The organism is Microbulbifer maximicatervae (SeqCode), from assembly GCF_052466985.1.
The window spans coordinates 1,885,552-1,901,249 of record NZ_CP174298.1; the positions used below are offsets into that span (position 1 = coordinate 1,885,552).

A 15,698-nucleotide genomic window follows, 5' to 3' on the forward strand; every position below is an offset into this window, starting at 1 on the left:
AGTTAATTAACAGGCTTAAATTATCGAGCTCTGGTAACAAAGTATTAACACACTTTTTATATAACAAATAATAAATATACTATTAAAACGATAACAGGAACCCCAATGTCCTTCCTCAAATTCTCTTCAGGCGCTCTATGTCTATCACTTTGGGTATCTATACCCAGCATCAGTAAAGCTGACACTTTTCACTGGCCCGATTACCAAGCAGAAGCGGCCACCAGTGAGTATCGTATTGATGAGCTTTATTACTTACAGCCCCATAACAGCTATGAGCGGCTAGAAAACGGTGAAACACTGACTGACTGGCTCGACAAAGGCTTTCGATCACTGGAAATCGATGTCGTAGATCACGGTGCCTGGCAAGGTAGCAGCCATGGGCCCTATGTTGCTCATGGACAAAACGACATCGGTAATCACATGTGCAATAGCAACGGAGACGATGATCGTCTGGAACACTGTCTGGACGATATCAAATCCTGGCTCTCCGTTAACACTATTGAAGCGCCAATAATGCTGTATATCGATATGAAAACCAATTTAGATTGGTTTAACGCCTGGTATGCAGATGAAATTTATTTGCTTGACCAGTATATCCAACAAGAGCTGGGCGACCTTCAGTACAGCTACCAGGATATGCTTACATATTTACAACAGATTTCTTCCTCAGAAAATTACCGTACCACGCTTACAAGTACGGGATGGCCTAGCGTTGGCAACTTATTAAATAACGGCAAAAAAGTAATCGTTATTTTTACCGGAGGACAATCAGGCAACGTCAATAATCGAATGGAATCCGCATTAGACTCTTACGAGATGAGCGCATTTTTATGTCCTGATATAGATACCGCAGATCCAGAAGAATTTACCGGCTCCATTGATTCAATAGACAGCAGTAGTTCGCAAAGAATATTTTGCGGCAATGTCCAGGCTGGCGATCATTACCAGATAACAGCCAACGCAGCCGCTGAAACCAAACAGCTGATGCACCTATGGGATAGTTCTGGCGATTTTAGCAATACCGACTACGGCTACATATTTACAGCAATCGCACATGGTGCCACTGCAATTGGGATAGATCCTGATACAGTCGCAACCACCCCCAATTATACTGGCACGGCAATTCCTTTTGTAGGAGTAAGGAGAAGTCTTCCCGGCTATTTGAGAATCCGTTCTGCCTCAAATGCTGACTTGTGCATGACCGTCTCCCAGGGCTATAGCAATGGTTCAAACCTAAATATGAACAACTGTGGCTCCAGCAGTGAACAGCAGTTTGTTTATACTGCTGAAGGCCAACTCCGCCCCAAGGGTAATAATAAATACTGTGTTGACTTCAACACTGGATCTGCTGATAACGGCGATAAAATGCACCTGTGGGATTGTGACGGCGGCAATTCGGAAAAATGGCAAATCCAGGAAAGTGGAATCATTCAGAATCGCGATAAGAACTGGACCTACTGTATAGACGCACCGGGTAGTTCAACCCAAGAGGGCGAGCGTCTTCAAATTTACAAATGCGATAAGAATGATATGAGCCAGCAGTTTGTTTTAGAAGCAGTCAATGATTGGGGGCAAAATAGCTTTTAAGGTTTGATTACGATTAAAAAAGGGCGCCTTATTAGGCGCCCTTTCTCAAAGAGATCACAATGCTATAGAACCTCAGCAATAATATGTATTATTGCAGAAGTAAACTCTGAAAGATTAATTTAACTCCCCTGCTTCACACTGTCTCCAGCCCTCGCTAAAGATACCATCATCTATGGCTACCCAGGTTTCGTAGGTGAAGGTCAACTCCGGGATTTCTTTAATATTAAATGAGAAATGGAAGCCTTCTATTTTTTCATCTGTGCGCATACAGGGAACAGAGGGTACCCATGTCTTGAAGTCCAGAGACTCTCCCTCGCTAATAACCTGTCCCTCTGCAACACCCTCGAACCATGGTGTAAGGCTAGCCAAATCGCCATTGATATGCTTCACCTGTACATTCTCAATAGTGTAATCGGCATCAACTGCAGTCAGAGACCATTGTAGGTATTCATCTTCGGTAGGGGATGTATCCCACCGTAAATCTGACGGAGTACCGTAGCTTGGAATATTTTCGTACGGCATGGGCAGCCAAAGGTTCTCTTCCCAGGAGTTGATATTACGCAGACGCACGCCCTTGGCTTCGCTCATGGGCTCAACTTCTACAACAAAATCGTATTCCGGCGCATCATCAATCAAATCTGTAGCGTAGTAGCGGAATACGTAGGTGCCCGCTTTCGAAAATACGGTACCAGTTGTATTTTCACAATCTTCACTATCTGGATAGCTGGTAAATTCACCACCTTCCGGCGCGCTGATCAGCTCTTCATAAGTGAATACTTCATCACCGTCGGCATCTACCACCACAGGGCGATGCAGCAGGGACATACAGGGCAGGATTTGGTAATAATCTTCACCAGTGGATAAGCTACCCCAGTTGCGCGCCCAAACTACAGAACGGATTTCTGGTGCCGTGTTGGAAACTTTGGCAAGACCATCGTCTTCAGAGTAGGTTTTGGCATATAGACCACGATCATCACTGACGATCAGGCGAGCGGTATAGGAACCCGGTACATCGGTAACTACCTGAGCACGGCGAAGCTCCCCACTCTCCGGTTCGGTAACCGGTTCAATCACTGCATCACTCCCATCGGGCCGGTCAACCAGCTCCCAGTGGAAGGTCATTTCATCATTATTAGGGTCGCTACTGGAGGCATCAAACACCAAAGCATCGCCAACGAGCACAGACTTGGACTGAGCTTCGACACTACGGGTAGAAGGATAACCATTTACCTTGCCAATCTTGGCTTCCATAGTGGCTTCTAGGTCTATCTGGTTGGTTCCGTCAGATACGGTCATGCTTACGCGATAGGTACCTACCACATCCAGCTCTTGGATTTTCTTACCCAGCGGTTTCCAAGAACCAATATCAACCAGTTCGGCAACACTACCTTCAGGTTTTTCAATTAGCTCCGCTTCAATAATTTGCAGAGCATCACCCTCAGGGTCATAGCCAACAAAATTAAATTCAGCGCGAAGCCCCAGCTCTTGCTCACCAATACTGTAGGACGGGTAGTAACCAGTCGCTTCGATTTCACCAATTGGAGCGTCATTGACTTCCGCTTCGGAATCGGCTTCAACTACGATAGTAACTTCACGCTCCTCACTCTTTCTTGCGCCATCAAAAACAAACAAAATTAAATTGTAAGTATCTGCCGCAATGGGAGTAAATTTAACGGTAGAGGTTGTCTCTCCCTCTAACTCGGGAACCGGAACACCATCAGTTTCCACTGGACTATAAGCCCACTTCCACCGGTATTGCAGAGAGTTACCTTCAGGGTCATAACTCTCGCTCGCATCCAGTACAACTTCTTCTCCAAGAGTAATCGTCTGGTCTTCTGTTACGGCAACAGGTGGAGCATCACCGGCGGAAACTGTTACCAGAACTTCCGCAGGTTCACTGGCAACTCCATTATAAGTAACAACTAATTCAAGCTTGTAGTCACCTTCGATATCCAAGTGCAATGTAGCTTGGCTAGAGTCACTGTTAGTCAGGTACGCAGCACTGTCGAGAGGCTTTTCAACCAGGGCCCATAAATATTCCAGATCTCCAGTCTCACCCGTTGGCGGAGTACTCAAGCTGCCATCAAGGCCCAGGGTCTGAGTACCCAGGATAACACTGTGCACCGGCTCAGTAATTGCCACTGGATTCGGGCTGGTTGCAGTCAACGTTATACGGGATGCTTCACTGGTTTCAGTACCGTCATCCACAATCAGGCTCACAACATAGTCGCCTGGAAGGTCAGCTGTAAATTCAGTGTAGGCATCCTCAGTACTGGCCAACTCTGCCAGGCTAAGCTCAGGCCACTCAATTAGCTCCCAACGATAAGTCAGGCTTGCATCTCGCGAGCTGCTACTGTCAGTACCGCTCAATTGAACAGTGACATCACCGCCAGCCAAGGAGAAAGTTGTGTCTACAGGGGACAACAAACTGATACTGGCGGTAGGTTTATTATTTGAGCCGTCGCCCGAACCACCGCCACCACAGGCGGACAGCACGAGAGACAAACATAGCATGCCGATAAGGGCTGCTGCTCTTTTCATCTGTGGAACTCCAAATGTTTAATATTGATAAGTGAGACTGAGTCTTGCCGTACGTCCCGGTGCAGGCACCAAGCCAAGACTCAAAGCATCGATGTAATATTGATCGGTTACGTTGTCGACGGTGAAATCCACCGAAAAACTATCGTTAAATTGGAAGCTGGTATAAAAATCTAACAGTTCGTAGCTCTGCCACAGCACCGGCTCAGTAAATCCAGCTTGATCGCCGTAATAAGGAACAGGGTTTCGCTCCCCCATAAAAGTACCGCGCAACCCGAATTCCAATTTTTCCTGGAATAAACGCAAGCCAATATGCGCACTGGCATGCCAGTTAGGTGGGACCATATTATTGAAATAACTGTTTTCTATACCCCAATCCGTGCAGTAAGTACGCACATAGCTGGCAACATCACAGACTTCAATGTGGCTGTATTTGGTAGCACTCAGCTCAACTAACCACCAGAGGGCATCGTATCCAAGGTTGAACTCAAAACCTTCAAGGTCGAGGCTATCGATATTTCGCATACGGAATAAATCGGAGATACCGCTACCTTGCTTTTCTTCATCGGCGTTGACCCCGGTGCGAGTCAAATAGTCGTCAACATGGTTTTCGAAGTAAGCAATTTTCGCTCGGAGTTGATGATGAGTTTCAAATAACTGGCCGTTAAGATAATTAATCCCAACCTCATTATTTTTTGCATGCTCAGGCTCAAGGGTAATATCCAGTGCGGGGCTTGATGAGAAACCAGTGGTACCTTCAAACAGACTCGGCATACGCAAAGCCTGCGCATGGCGGGCATAGAATTGCAAACCCTTGATCGGCTCCCATGTCAAAACCACAATAGGTGCAGTACCGGAGCGACTATTGCTGTAGTAAACGTCCTCACAGCCCCCTTCCCTATTATCTACACAAAAATCGGAATCAATGCTCAACGGGAGGGGATTATTGTCTTTTGAAGAGAAATGGGTATAACGAACTCCAGACTCCAGCGTCCACTCCGGCCACGGTTGCCACTCAATACCGGTGAACAAGCTGTACTCATCGCGCCCACCACTGCGGGAACCCGCATAAATACCTTCAGCGGTCTGGGTATCGCTATCCAAGTCTTCCCACTGTGCAGAAACACCATAATCCCAGCGCAATTCACCCATGGGGTAGAAGCGCATACTGTTGGTGATATCAAGGCCAAAGCGCTGATAATCGTCATTTCGCGCAATATTATCCTCCAGCTCGATAGAGAATATATTCGGTGTGTTCAGATCAGTGACCGCATCGGTGTGCCAAAAATTGACACGCAAGTCGGCCCAATCATATTCCACCGGCTGCCAACGATATCGTGCAGTGTAGGTTTGGTTGAGCACTTCACTATCGAGCCACTCGCGCGCCTGACCGAAATTTGAAAGAACTTGCGAGGGCATCATCTCACCAAAGATACTGTTATAGCGGATATAGCCCAGCTCAAGACTTTGGTCTTTTGGCAAATGGAGACTGCTTTTTAACAACCAGGAATCGCTAGAAAAACTAGTATTCGGAATCCGCTCCCCGGCGCGGTAAGGGATGCTTTCTCCCAGTTCACTCTCCAGCTCAACCTTAGTCTCGGTATACCAAGCCATTTCTTGAGGCTCACCAATAACCACTTCCGGCGCGGGGCCATCAGTACCCGCATAGTAATTTCCCTGTTCGCGCTGGGCGTGAGCCAATACCAGATCACCCCACTCAAAACGCTGGGCGCCCGCAAAGCTCGCCGCGTAACCCTCAAAATCCAACAGGCTGGGCCTATCCATTCCATGGTCCGGCGCAAAGCTGTCCGGCATTGTATAGTCAGCGGTGCAATCACTTGCAAAACGGCAATCGGAGCGATAAACAGGGCGCGGCAAGTGGTAACCAGCGTAAGTACCAGCCTCTGGAGCCTCGCTATTGTTTCCAATACCACTGACACGAACACGGAAACCCGACAATTCGCCGGGTTTTACGACATCTTCCGCTCTCAGGGTATTTACACTGACAACGCCACCGGTAGCGCCAGTGCCCTCGGCACCCATTACTGGGCCTTTATCAATACGCAAGGACCCAATCAGATCTGGGTCAATATAACTGCGACTGGAAACCCCTGCATAACCGCGATAAATCGTTGTTTCCTGGCGACTGCCATCGATTAAGACAGGAACCCTACCCTGCCCTTGCATACCGCGAATATTGACATCCAGACCACCGGAATTGCGGTTTTCACTGATAAGTACACCGGGGGTGCCCTGAAAAATATCGCCAACACTGGTACCGCGAAAGCGCTCAATATTTTCCTGGGTGAGAATATTTACTGAACCGGACTCGCGAAATACCTGGTCTTTTTCACCGCCATCACGAGTCTCAACCTGAATGCTGTCCAGCACCATCAGATCCTGCTCGCCAGCGGACTGGATCAGCCAGGCACCACTACCAACGGGAACCGCTTGCAGGTTGGTACCGCGCAACAAGCTCAACAGAGCTTCCTCTGCACGATAGCTGCCAAATAGTGCTGGAACAGAAATAGCTTCCACCAGGTTCTCGTCGAAAGAGAGCGTTACCCCGGCCTGGCGCGAGTAGAGGTTGAGCACATCTCCCAGATTGCCCGCAGGCAAACTGAATTCGATCAACGCTGTATTGCCCTGCTGGGCTTGCGCAAAACTCGATACGGGAACTACGGCCAACAACAGTGCCAACAAGGTGGGCAAAATATGTTTTGGGGCGCGGGACTGCATTTAAGCGGCTTCCTATTCTCAGGTGTATAACTAGGAAGCCGAACGAAAATCAAAAACCCGTAATCTAAATGAGAATTATTTTGTTTTTTTTACTTCGGAGGGAAAACTAGCAATCAAAAGCGTCATCAAAAATAAAAAATGACACCTTCGGATAACTTTTTTGTGGTCATCTGGCAATAAGAGCAGGAATTAAAGGTTGCCCGTTCCGAAAAAACCGTCGGCCCGGACGAACAGGGGAAGGCAGGGAGCGATGCGACTTACTATCAGCCCGGCAATTGAATCGTTGCCCACCACCGCGTGGTATAGCTCAGTTCAGCTCCCGCCGAACGCGCCAATATTTTTAGGATGGTATCGATATCGTGAAGCTGGAAAACCCCGGAAACCTGGTGATCTCTTAATGCCGGATCGCAGCGTAAAAAACCAACACGATAGCGAGATAACTCTTCAAGCAGCGCTCCTAATGGCATACTCCGAGCTGAAAGCACCCCGTCAATCCATCCGCTGTAATCAAACATCTTGCTGTCCAGAGCGAGCGAACCGGCTCCAGTAAGGCGATAAGCCTCACCCGCTTTAACTGCAAAGGGCTCTATATCCGCACTCGGCTGAACCTGCACCCCACCTTCCACAACCTGCAAAATCGTGTGGTCATCGCCATTGCGGACAAAAAAGCGCGAGTCACGGGAAATCAGCTGCCCCTGAGGCACCGATACCTGCATTGGCCTCGGGTCAGCGGCACTGGTCAAGTGCATTTCACCTTTAGTCAGCACAAGGGAACGGATTGCTTTGCCCGACTCCCACTCAATGGCACTACCGGTGTTTAGCCAGACTTGGCTCTTATCATCCAGAGTATATTGGGCCGGCTTAGAACCAGAGGAATAGTCAGCAGACATATACTTCAGCAAACCGGTGTCATATCCCACTAGGCCAACGGCAAAAGCCCCAAGAACACCACCGCCCATGGTTTTAAGAGCAGCCCTGCGATTTAAACGGCGAATTTCTGCATCGGTTTGATTTAGGGTGGAATGGGCCAAACGCGGCGCTCGGCGAGCCACCGTATCTAGAGGCGACTCCATCCGCTCAAAACGCTGCCACGCCAGTTCATGCAGAGGGTCCGCCGAACGCCATTGACTGCAAGCATCGCGCTCTGAGTCAAGCGCCTCGCCGGAACCCAGGCGAACGCGCCAGCTAACGGCTTGCAACAGTACTGCTTCAGGAATTTTTTCTCTATTTTTTTCTGGGGCGTTTGACATCAGCAAGCAAGTTCCAAGTCCATAGAAAATTATTCGTTATCGTACGCAGCGGCATAGCACTTGAGCATGGCTTTTGCGATGTATTTCTCTACTGAGGAAAGGCTCAGCCCCTGCTGCTCAGCCACCTGGCGGTATGTTAAGCCGTCTAGTCTCGCCATTAGAAATACCGTTTTCTCTATCGGGCGCAGACCACTGAGCAATTGATCAATTTGCTCCAAAAGCCCCAATAGCTCCCACTTATCTTCTGGGGAAGGACATTCCGGTTCCGGCAAATTTTCCAGCAGCGCTAAATAATTTTTCTCCAGCACTTGGCGACGGGCTTGGTCGATCAGCAGGTTCCCGGCCACTTTGGTTAACCAGGCCCTCGGACTTCGAATTCCCGCAGGCAGGCTCGGCCTGTCCAGCAGACGAATAAAAGTGTCCTGAGCTAAATCCTGGGCATTATCAACACCGGAAGTTCGGCGCGCTATCCAACGGACAAGCCACTCGTGGTGCTCTTGGTAAAGCTCATCAAATCCTGGGGTTGAAGGGGTTTCCGGGGCCAAAACTCAGACCTTGCGCTGTAATCTTTTGAGGGCGGGGACTGTAAATGATATCTATTCTCATTTAAAGTAGCTGAGCTGAGAATGTTATATCAATTTGGAATAACCCGGTGAATTTTTCAAAAAATATTGATCAACGGGATGGGTTAATTTGAATTTGGTCCGTCACCCATTACAAAGCCACCGGAATAACCGGGCGGTTATTGTTTAATTTGTTTTGGAAAAAACCCGTGAGCAATCCAGCAGAATGCCAATCCATTGAACCGACAGAGCCCACCTTTTCCGCTTGGCTGAAAGAAGGCACTAATACGACCCACGAGAGTCTTGATAAACGCATTATGTCCCTGTCACCATTTTCCAATCGCGAGCGGTATGCACTGTTTGTTCGCACGCAGTCGCGACTGCATCAAGCGGTGTCTGATTGGTTTCAAAGTGACGAATTAAATAATTTTTTGCCCGGCCTGAAAGAGAGAGACCGCTCTGAAGCAGTCCTCCAGGATTGTGCTGATTTCGAAATGTCCGAGAGCGACTTGAAAGCTGATCAGCAAGCCGCAACAGAAGTCACAATTACTGATTTCCACTCTGCACTGGGCTGGCTCTACGTGGTCGAAGGCTCCAACTTGGGAGCGGCATTCCTTCTCAAGTACGCACGCAAACATCTGGATTTATCAGAAGAGTTCGGCGCACGCCACTTGGCAGGACATGAAGACGGTCGCGGGTTACACTGGCGCCAATTCAAAACTGCGTTAGATGCTCTTGAACTCAACCAAGAGCAAAAAGAAGTAGCCCTCAATGGGGCCAAACAAGCCTTTGCTTTTGCACGACAAAATGTCGAACAATTATTAGCGCCCACTACACCCTAATTTATTTTTCACCTGAAGCCAGGAGTCGGTAATGAAAATCTGGACTGTAATTTTATTGTGCCTGCTAGGCAGCACATTGGGACCATTACCGGCTTTAGCGCAGGAAAATAATTCCAACTCAAGCGAACAAAGCAATACAGAAATAGTTCTCGAGGGAGATATGGAAACCTCCGTGGGGTTGCAAGAAAATCCAGACAATTCTACCTCGACTGCAACCTCCAACGTCGGAGATACCGCTTTCAGCGCACACGATTTATCTCCCATGGGAATGTATCACGCTGCAGATATCGTCGTTAAAAGCGTAATGATCGGCCTGCTGTTGGCCTCTGTTTTAACCTGGGCGATCTGGCTTTTTAAAACCGTGCAGCTGGTAATAACACGTCGCAAGGCCAAACAATTATTGGCAACCCTGATCCAAAGCAAGACGTTCGCCAATGCCGAATCGAAGCTTTCAGGCCAAACCGGCGGTGCCCTGCTATTGGTAGAAGCGAGTCGCCATGAACTCGAGTTATCCTCTGGTGGCCCAGTGTCAGATGACGGCTTAAAAGAACGTGTTCTGGCTCGCCTGGAAAGAGTCCAGGCTTCTCTCGCTACCGACATGAACCGTGGCACCGGAATTCTGGCAACCATCGGTTCCGTCGCCCCCTTTGTCGGTCTATTTGGAACTGTTTGGGGCATCATGAACAGTTTCATCGGTATCGCAAAAACCCAAACCACAAACCTGGCCGTAGTGGCTCCAGGTATTGCGGAAGCCCTGCTGGCAACTGCGATCGGCCTGGTTGCTGCGATTCCGGCGGTAGTGATCTACAACTACTTTTCCCGGGCTATCGGCAATTATCGCGCGGTATTGGCCGATAATGTCACCGCCTTAATGGTACTGATTAGTCGGGACCTGGATCGCCACCATCCAAATGCGCGCCCGCTCGCCGAACTGGTTAGCGCGAACAAAAAGCGCGCAGTACCGCAGGTTCAGGGCGTCAACTAATGGCATTCAATCTCAACAGCAGCAATAGCGAAGAACTGCCAGAACAGCACGATATCAATGTCACACCTTTTATCGATGTGATGCTGGTATTGCTAATTATTTTTATGGTTGCGGCTCCGTTGGCCACTGTAAGCGTGCCCGTCAATCTACCCTCGGCGACAGCTCCACAACAACCCCAGGCAGAAGATCCGAAATATCTCACCCTGCAAAAGGACCTCACCCTGACTCTCGGTGAGGACAAAGTTATTGTGCGGGAGAACTTGGCTGCTGAACTCCAGGCAAATGAAATTGGCACAGAACAGCAAATCCTGCTGCGTGCCGACAGCAAAGTGGAATATGGGGATTTGATGGACCTGATGAACCGCCTTGCCAGTGCCGGATACCAGAAAATCGCTCTGGTAGGTCTGGATAAACCGGCGACCGTAAACCAATGAGCCTCTTGGCCGGCCCGAAGGTAAAATCTGCGAAGCGTCCGCGATTTTTTCTATCGCTCAGCGCCTTTTGCTGCGCCCTAGCCCTTCACGGACTTATTGCCGCCTATTTTTTATGGCAGCCCAAATCCGAACTGGCGCTGCCGCCCGCTGCAGCACCACAGGTATTTGAAGTCAGTATGGTAGCCGCTCCAGTGGCACCACCCACGTCGCTACCGGTAGGTCCTCAACAACAGGAATCCTCTCCCGCAAACCAGCAGAGCAGCGAGCCACAAAAAACCTCTGCGCAGTCAGAGCCTGTTATTTTGCCAGAAGCCCCCTCGGAAATTGCCATTGAGAAGCCCGAAGAGGAGCCCCCCACGGAGGAAAAGGAAGAGACCCCTGAACCAGTGGAAGAGAAGGAAATCGCACAGCAACAAGACTCCAGTGGAGAGGCTACTGGAGAAACTGTTGTTGAAGAAACATCAGCCCCTCTCGCGGCAGATGTAGCAGAAGCAGAGCAAGCTGCGGCACCGGAAGTGGGCGCCTTGAACCAGAGGGAATCACAAGCCAGATTAACCTGGCAGAACCAATTACAGGCTCATCTTGAGCGGCGAAAACGCTACCCCCGTAGCGCCCAAATACGGCGTCAACAAGGCATTCCCTGGGTACAATTCACGATGGACAGAAAAGGCAAAGTACTAAAGGTTGAGCTGCACCGAGCCAGTGGCATATCGTCTCTCGACCGAGAAGTCGTGGCCTTGGTGCGCAGGGCAGAACCACTGCCTAGACCACCAGAAGAGGTACCCGGTGATCCTCTGACAATGGCCGTTCCGGTCGAATTTTTTATTCGTTAACCAAAATAAATTGCTTTCTCAGAACTGGGAGGCCTGGTTTCACATAAACCAGAAAGTCACCTCCCTGGACAGAGGAAATCATCCACATAATCCGTTACCCTGCACTAGCGACCTATCGGCCTGCTGACTCTATTGACTAGGTGCTGGGCAAACTGCTTATGAGCAAGCAGACCAAGCGGATAAATATTGTTACTTTTGATGCACGACTACTGCAATAAGCTAGAAGGTAGAGGTACCGAATGAAAGAATCCACTGAAGACAGCGTAATGTCCTACACCCCGCCGTTGGCAAAGGGCTGGATGCGCTGGCTGTGGGGCGCCGCTGCTTGCTTTTTTATCGCCCTTGGCATTATCGGAGCCATTCTTCCCGGCCTGCCGTCGGCTGTATTTATTGTCCTCGGTGCCTGGGCCGCATCACGCAGCTCCCAGCGCCTGCACCAATGGATCGAAGAACACCATCTATTTGGGCATCTATTGCGGACTTGGCGCAGTGGTTATGTAAGCCGCAGAACCAAGTTACTGGCCAGCCTGACAATGGCTATATCCCTGGCTTTTGCCATCCTTCATATCAGTAATATTTACCTTCTTTGCTTTACCATTGGCGGCATCAGCTGCGGCGCCTACTGGATTTGGTCCCGGCCGGAACCCAGGGAGTAGACAACACTACTTTCTACCCCTATTTGGCAGCAGACACCCGTAGATTTTAGCGCTATAGTCCCCCAACAAGGATTTGTCTGGGGGACAGGATGTACAACGTAGTACTTTTTTTTCACCTTCTAGGTGCAACAATTTGGACCGGTGGGCATCTGATACTTGCCTGCACAATACTACCCAAAGTTTTACGGGATAAGGATGTAGCTTTTCTTTCCCGGTTTGAAAGCAGCTACGAAAAGATTGGCATCCCCGCCCTGCTCATTCAAATACTCTCCGGGCTATATCTCTCATATACCCTACTGCCTGACTTATCGCAGTGGTTCAACTTCTCCAATCCAATTTCTCGCCTGGTATCCTTCAAACTGATTCTTTTGGCATGCACTTTCTTACTGGCAATTGACGCAAGGCTGCGAATCATTCCAAATCTTTCTGAAAAAAATCTCACTGCACTGGCATACCATATTATCCCAGTTACAGTACTGTCCGTTCTCTTTGCTTTTGTTGGAATTTCATTTCGAACGGGATGGTTGTTTTAGATTGCGCCCCAGCGCACATACTGCTGAATCAGAAGGAAAAGCCAAAAACGTCCCCACTGGCTTGCTTGATCGATATACTAAGCAAAAATGAGATATGACAGGAGTTCGGGGTTTGTCTATAGCTGAATACTATGAAGTGATTTTCGATACGCTGGAAAAAAACGAACCCATCCAAGACGGCCTTGAAAACCTTTCTTTTTGGGCTGATGGCCGAACCCCCAATTTGGCATGGCTAAAGCTGCCCACTATGCTAGGAACGGATGAACTTGACCTAGCCCAAACATGGTTCGATACAGAACTGGTAGCTGCTGGGGACTCGCTTCCTCCTTCAGTCCTATATTTCGAGCTGCGTGAATTCAGAGATAGTATCGGCCGGGAATTCCCGGATATCAGCTTAACTCTACTTCCTCAACTATTTAAAAGCAGAGAGGATTGGGTATATTCAAAATCTGATTTGGGCTCGAGATATTTGAGAAATATTGCAGCCTTGTGTAAAGGAGCTAACAAGCCGAAACACCTAAATAGAGACGGATACATTGGTTTCAGCTTATGCTATACATCCCTCTTAGCGCGAGAACTCTGCAAAAACGAACAGCTTCTCCAATACAGTGAAGAAGCACCTATTAAGATTGTTGTTGGATTTTCTTCTGGAGACCTTCTTGAGATTATGCGCATATCCAACGGCTTGATTTATTACGAACGTCGCTTTGCGCAACTAGAGAGCCTGTAAATAGTTCGCTATATTTCTGTAGACTTTGAAGACCCGTCCCATGGAGCACTGATGATATGAGCATCCTGGCTTCCCTCAGCCGTTAGATAGTTTGTATACCAAAAAACAAACTGGCACAAACAAGCCAACTATCACAATAATTTTATACTGTCCCAAAATAGCATCTATTACTCAAGGAAAAAACTAATGGAACTAGCAATTTATCAAGTAGATGCCTTTGCCTCCGAGGTATTTGAAGGTAATCCCGCTGCTGTATGCCCTCTTGATAACTGGCTTGCGGATGATACGCTGCAAAAGATAGCTGAGGAAAACAATCTCTCTGAAACCGCATTCTTTGTTAAAAATGAAGATTCCTTTTCTCTGAGATGGTTTACTCCTGAGGCAGAAGTAGATTTATGTGGCCACGCCACACTCGCAGCTGCCCACGTTCTATTTACTCATTTAAGATACTCAGGCCAAACCATCCAGTTTGATACAAAAAGCGGCCCACTGTTAGTCCAGAGATCGGGAGTTGTCTATAGCATGGACTTTCCGGCTAGCATTCCGGTATCCACAGAAGCACCTGATGCTCTTATTGATGGCCTCGGCATCACTCCGCAAGAAGTTCTGTGTGCATATGATTATATAGCTGTGTTGGGTAGCGAAACCGATCTAAAATCTGTAAATCCAAATTTTATAAAACTCTCCCAGCTGGATAAACGAGGAGTTGTCATTACCGCTCCTGGGGCAAGTAACGATATTGATTTCGTTAGCCGATGCTTCTATCCAAAATTAAGGGTAAACGAAGATCCTGTGACAGGGTCAGCGCACTGTCAACTGGCACCATATTGGAGCCAACAATTTAAAAAGGATGTACTTTTAGCTAAGCAACTCTCCAAGCGGACTGGACTAATTCACTGCGAACTGCATAGTAACAGAGTCTCTCTCAAGGGAGGCGCTGTAGATTATCTTCACGGTAGTATTAAGATTTAATAGCTTGGAGAGTTAAATTTATATAAGGAGCCTCTAAATAAATCCGTGATGCTTCTGGCTCACAGAGACATTACGGAATTGTTCAGAAGCTCCATAAGTCATCTTGCTACATATTCTCATTGAAAGCTCTTTGGCTTTGCTTAGTGGTAACCTTCCCCCCAAAAAAACAGAAGAGCCACTATCCGAACCTCCAGTTACAACCTGACTCAACTCCCTAGCTTTTTACTTATCTCAAAGTGAGAACTTAGAGCCTATAGATGTCTTCCCGACCCAGAATATGGATTCAGGGCAATAGTTAAAGATTGTGCGCCCCTTGTAGTACATCAGTGAATCACCTAACCTTCAAACACGCCCACCATTGACCGCAAGTTGCACAGATAGCCTATTGTTTGGACAAAGTCATATAGCTGTCAGACAGGTGTCGCAAGAATATCGTAACCAATAAGGACTGCCCCCTGAAAATGGAGCTCAATTTTCAGAGGACAGAAGTATGGAAGTGAAAGTTAACTCAAAGAAAATTATTAAACTGAGAACAACTAGGGCTTGGAGTCAACAACAACTAGCCGATGTTGCATCATTAAGCCTTAGAACCATTCAACGGATAGAAAAAAGTGGAAATGCCTCTCAAGATTCAATAAAAGCAATATCTTCAGCATTTTCACTGAAGCCCATAGATATAATCCTTCAGGAAAACCCAAAAATATCGATGGCCAAGCAGGGCAGAAAATATCTCACCGCAATATTGGCCCTGGGTACGACTTTACTCTTGTATACCTCCTTATCATCAGCTTCTCCAATAATGCTTAAGGTAGATGCCAGCACCAGAAACGAGAACCTGGCCTCCGTCCGCCTCCTCAATAACGAAGGAGATGAAAGCGAAATCCAAATCGAAAACACACTTAGGTTCGAGGTATCTGCCGAACAAGTTTCTGAAAACTAAATTCGATTGCAGACAAAAATATATGAATTTGGGGCTTCTAGTGGTTACAAGCAGATAGCAAGTCCCATTCTGGTGACAGGGTTCAACCAAGCTGCA

Annotated in this window: 13 protein-coding genes; 9 read left to right on the forward strand and 4 right to left on the reverse strand. The window is 48.1% G+C overall.

Translation table 11 applies throughout. The features are described from left to right. Window positions 1-105: 105 nt before the first annotated feature. Window positions 106-1,587, forward strand: coding sequence for a ricin-type beta-trefoil lectin domain protein (locus ACJJI3_RS08140; RefSeq protein ID WP_444942113.1), 1,482 nt, complete (start codon window positions 106-108; stop codon window positions 1,585-1,587). A gap of 114 nt (window positions 1,588-1,701) precedes the next feature. On the opposite strand, the gene ACJJI3_RS08145 is transcribed toward ACJJI3_RS08140, so the two are convergent. The 4 genes from ACJJI3_RS08145 to ACJJI3_RS08160 all read right to left on the reverse strand — a co-directional run bounded on the left by ACJJI3_RS08145 (window position 1,702) and on the right by ACJJI3_RS08160 (window position 8,659). After that, entirely contained in the window at window positions 1,702-4,128 is a 2,427-nt protein-coding gene (locus ACJJI3_RS08145) for a PKD domain-containing protein (protein WP_444942114.1), read from the reverse strand. Window positions 4,129-4,146: 18 nt separating this feature from the next. Beyond that, window positions 4,147-6,864 carry a TonB-dependent receptor gene (locus tag ACJJI3_RS08150; protein ID WP_444942115.1) on the reverse strand — a complete coding sequence of 906 codons (2,718 nt, stop codon included), beginning with the start codon at window positions 6,862-6,864 and terminating at the stop codon, window positions 4,147-4,149. A 263-nt stretch (window positions 6,865-7,127) separates the two neighbouring features. Continuing rightward, window positions 7,128-8,114 (reverse strand): FecR domain-containing protein, encoded by a 987-nt coding sequence (locus tag ACJJI3_RS08155; RefSeq protein WP_444894285.1) that lies wholly within the window; start codon window positions 8,112-8,114, stop codon window positions 7,128-7,130. A 29-nt stretch (window positions 8,115-8,143) separates the two neighbouring features. Beyond that, a complete protein-coding gene (locus ACJJI3_RS08160) occupies window positions 8,144-8,659 on the reverse strand; it encodes a sigma-70 family RNA polymerase sigma factor (RefSeq protein ID WP_282933363.1) in 516 nt (171 codons plus the stop codon). Between the two features lie 227 nt (window positions 8,660-8,886). Here ACJJI3_RS08160 and ACJJI3_RS08165 point away from each other — a divergent pair, with 227 nt between their 5' ends. The 8 genes from ACJJI3_RS08165 to ACJJI3_RS08200 all read left to right on the forward strand — a co-directional run bounded on the left by ACJJI3_RS08165 (window position 8,887) and on the right by ACJJI3_RS08200 (window position 15,602). Then, the gene (locus tag ACJJI3_RS08165; protein ID WP_444942116.1) at window positions 8,887-9,519 is read left to right on the forward strand and encodes a biliverdin-producing heme oxygenase; all 633 of its coding nucleotides are present in this window, start codon (window positions 8,887-8,889) and stop codon (window positions 9,517-9,519) included. Between the two features lie 31 nt (window positions 9,520-9,550). After that, on the forward strand, window positions 9,551-10,504 hold the full coding sequence (gene exbB, locus ACJJI3_RS08170; RefSeq protein WP_444942117.1) for a tonB-system energizer ExbB: 954 nt from the start codon (window positions 9,551-9,553) through the stop codon (window positions 10,502-10,504). Beyond that, window positions 10,504-10,938, forward strand: coding sequence for a TonB system transport protein ExbD (gene exbD / locus ACJJI3_RS08175; protein ID WP_108732725.1), 435 nt, complete (start codon window positions 10,504-10,506; stop codon window positions 10,936-10,938). Before exbB ends, exbD begins: the two co-directional genes overlap by 1 nt. Beyond that, window positions 10,935-11,771: an energy transducer TonB gene (locus ACJJI3_RS08180; protein ID WP_444942118.1), complete on the forward strand. Its 837-nt coding sequence runs from the start codon at window positions 10,935-10,937 to the stop codon at window positions 11,769-11,771. The genes exbD and ACJJI3_RS08180 overlap by 4 nt, the downstream gene beginning before the upstream one ends. Before the next feature lie 239 nt (window positions 11,772-12,010). Next, entirely contained in the window at window positions 12,011-12,427 is a 417-nt protein-coding gene (locus tag ACJJI3_RS08185) for a YbaN family protein (protein WP_108732723.1), read from the forward strand. 645 nt (window positions 12,428-13,072) lie between these two features. Then, the gene (locus tag ACJJI3_RS08190; protein WP_444942119.1) at window positions 13,073-13,690 is read left to right on the forward strand and encodes a hypothetical protein; all 618 of its coding nucleotides are present in this window, start codon (window positions 13,073-13,075) and stop codon (window positions 13,688-13,690) included. A 186-nt stretch (window positions 13,691-13,876) separates the two neighbouring features. Then, the gene (locus ACJJI3_RS08195) at window positions 13,877-14,662 is read left to right on the forward strand and encodes a PhzF family protein (protein WP_444942120.1); all 786 of its coding nucleotides are present in this window, start codon (window positions 13,877-13,879) and stop codon (window positions 14,660-14,662) included. A gap of 490 nt (window positions 14,663-15,152) precedes the next feature. Further along, on the forward strand, window positions 15,153-15,602 hold the full coding sequence (locus ACJJI3_RS08200; RefSeq protein ID WP_444942121.1) for a helix-turn-helix transcriptional regulator: 450 nt from the start codon (window positions 15,153-15,155) through the stop codon (window positions 15,600-15,602). The last annotated feature ends 96 nt before the right edge of the window (window positions 15,603-15,698 follow it).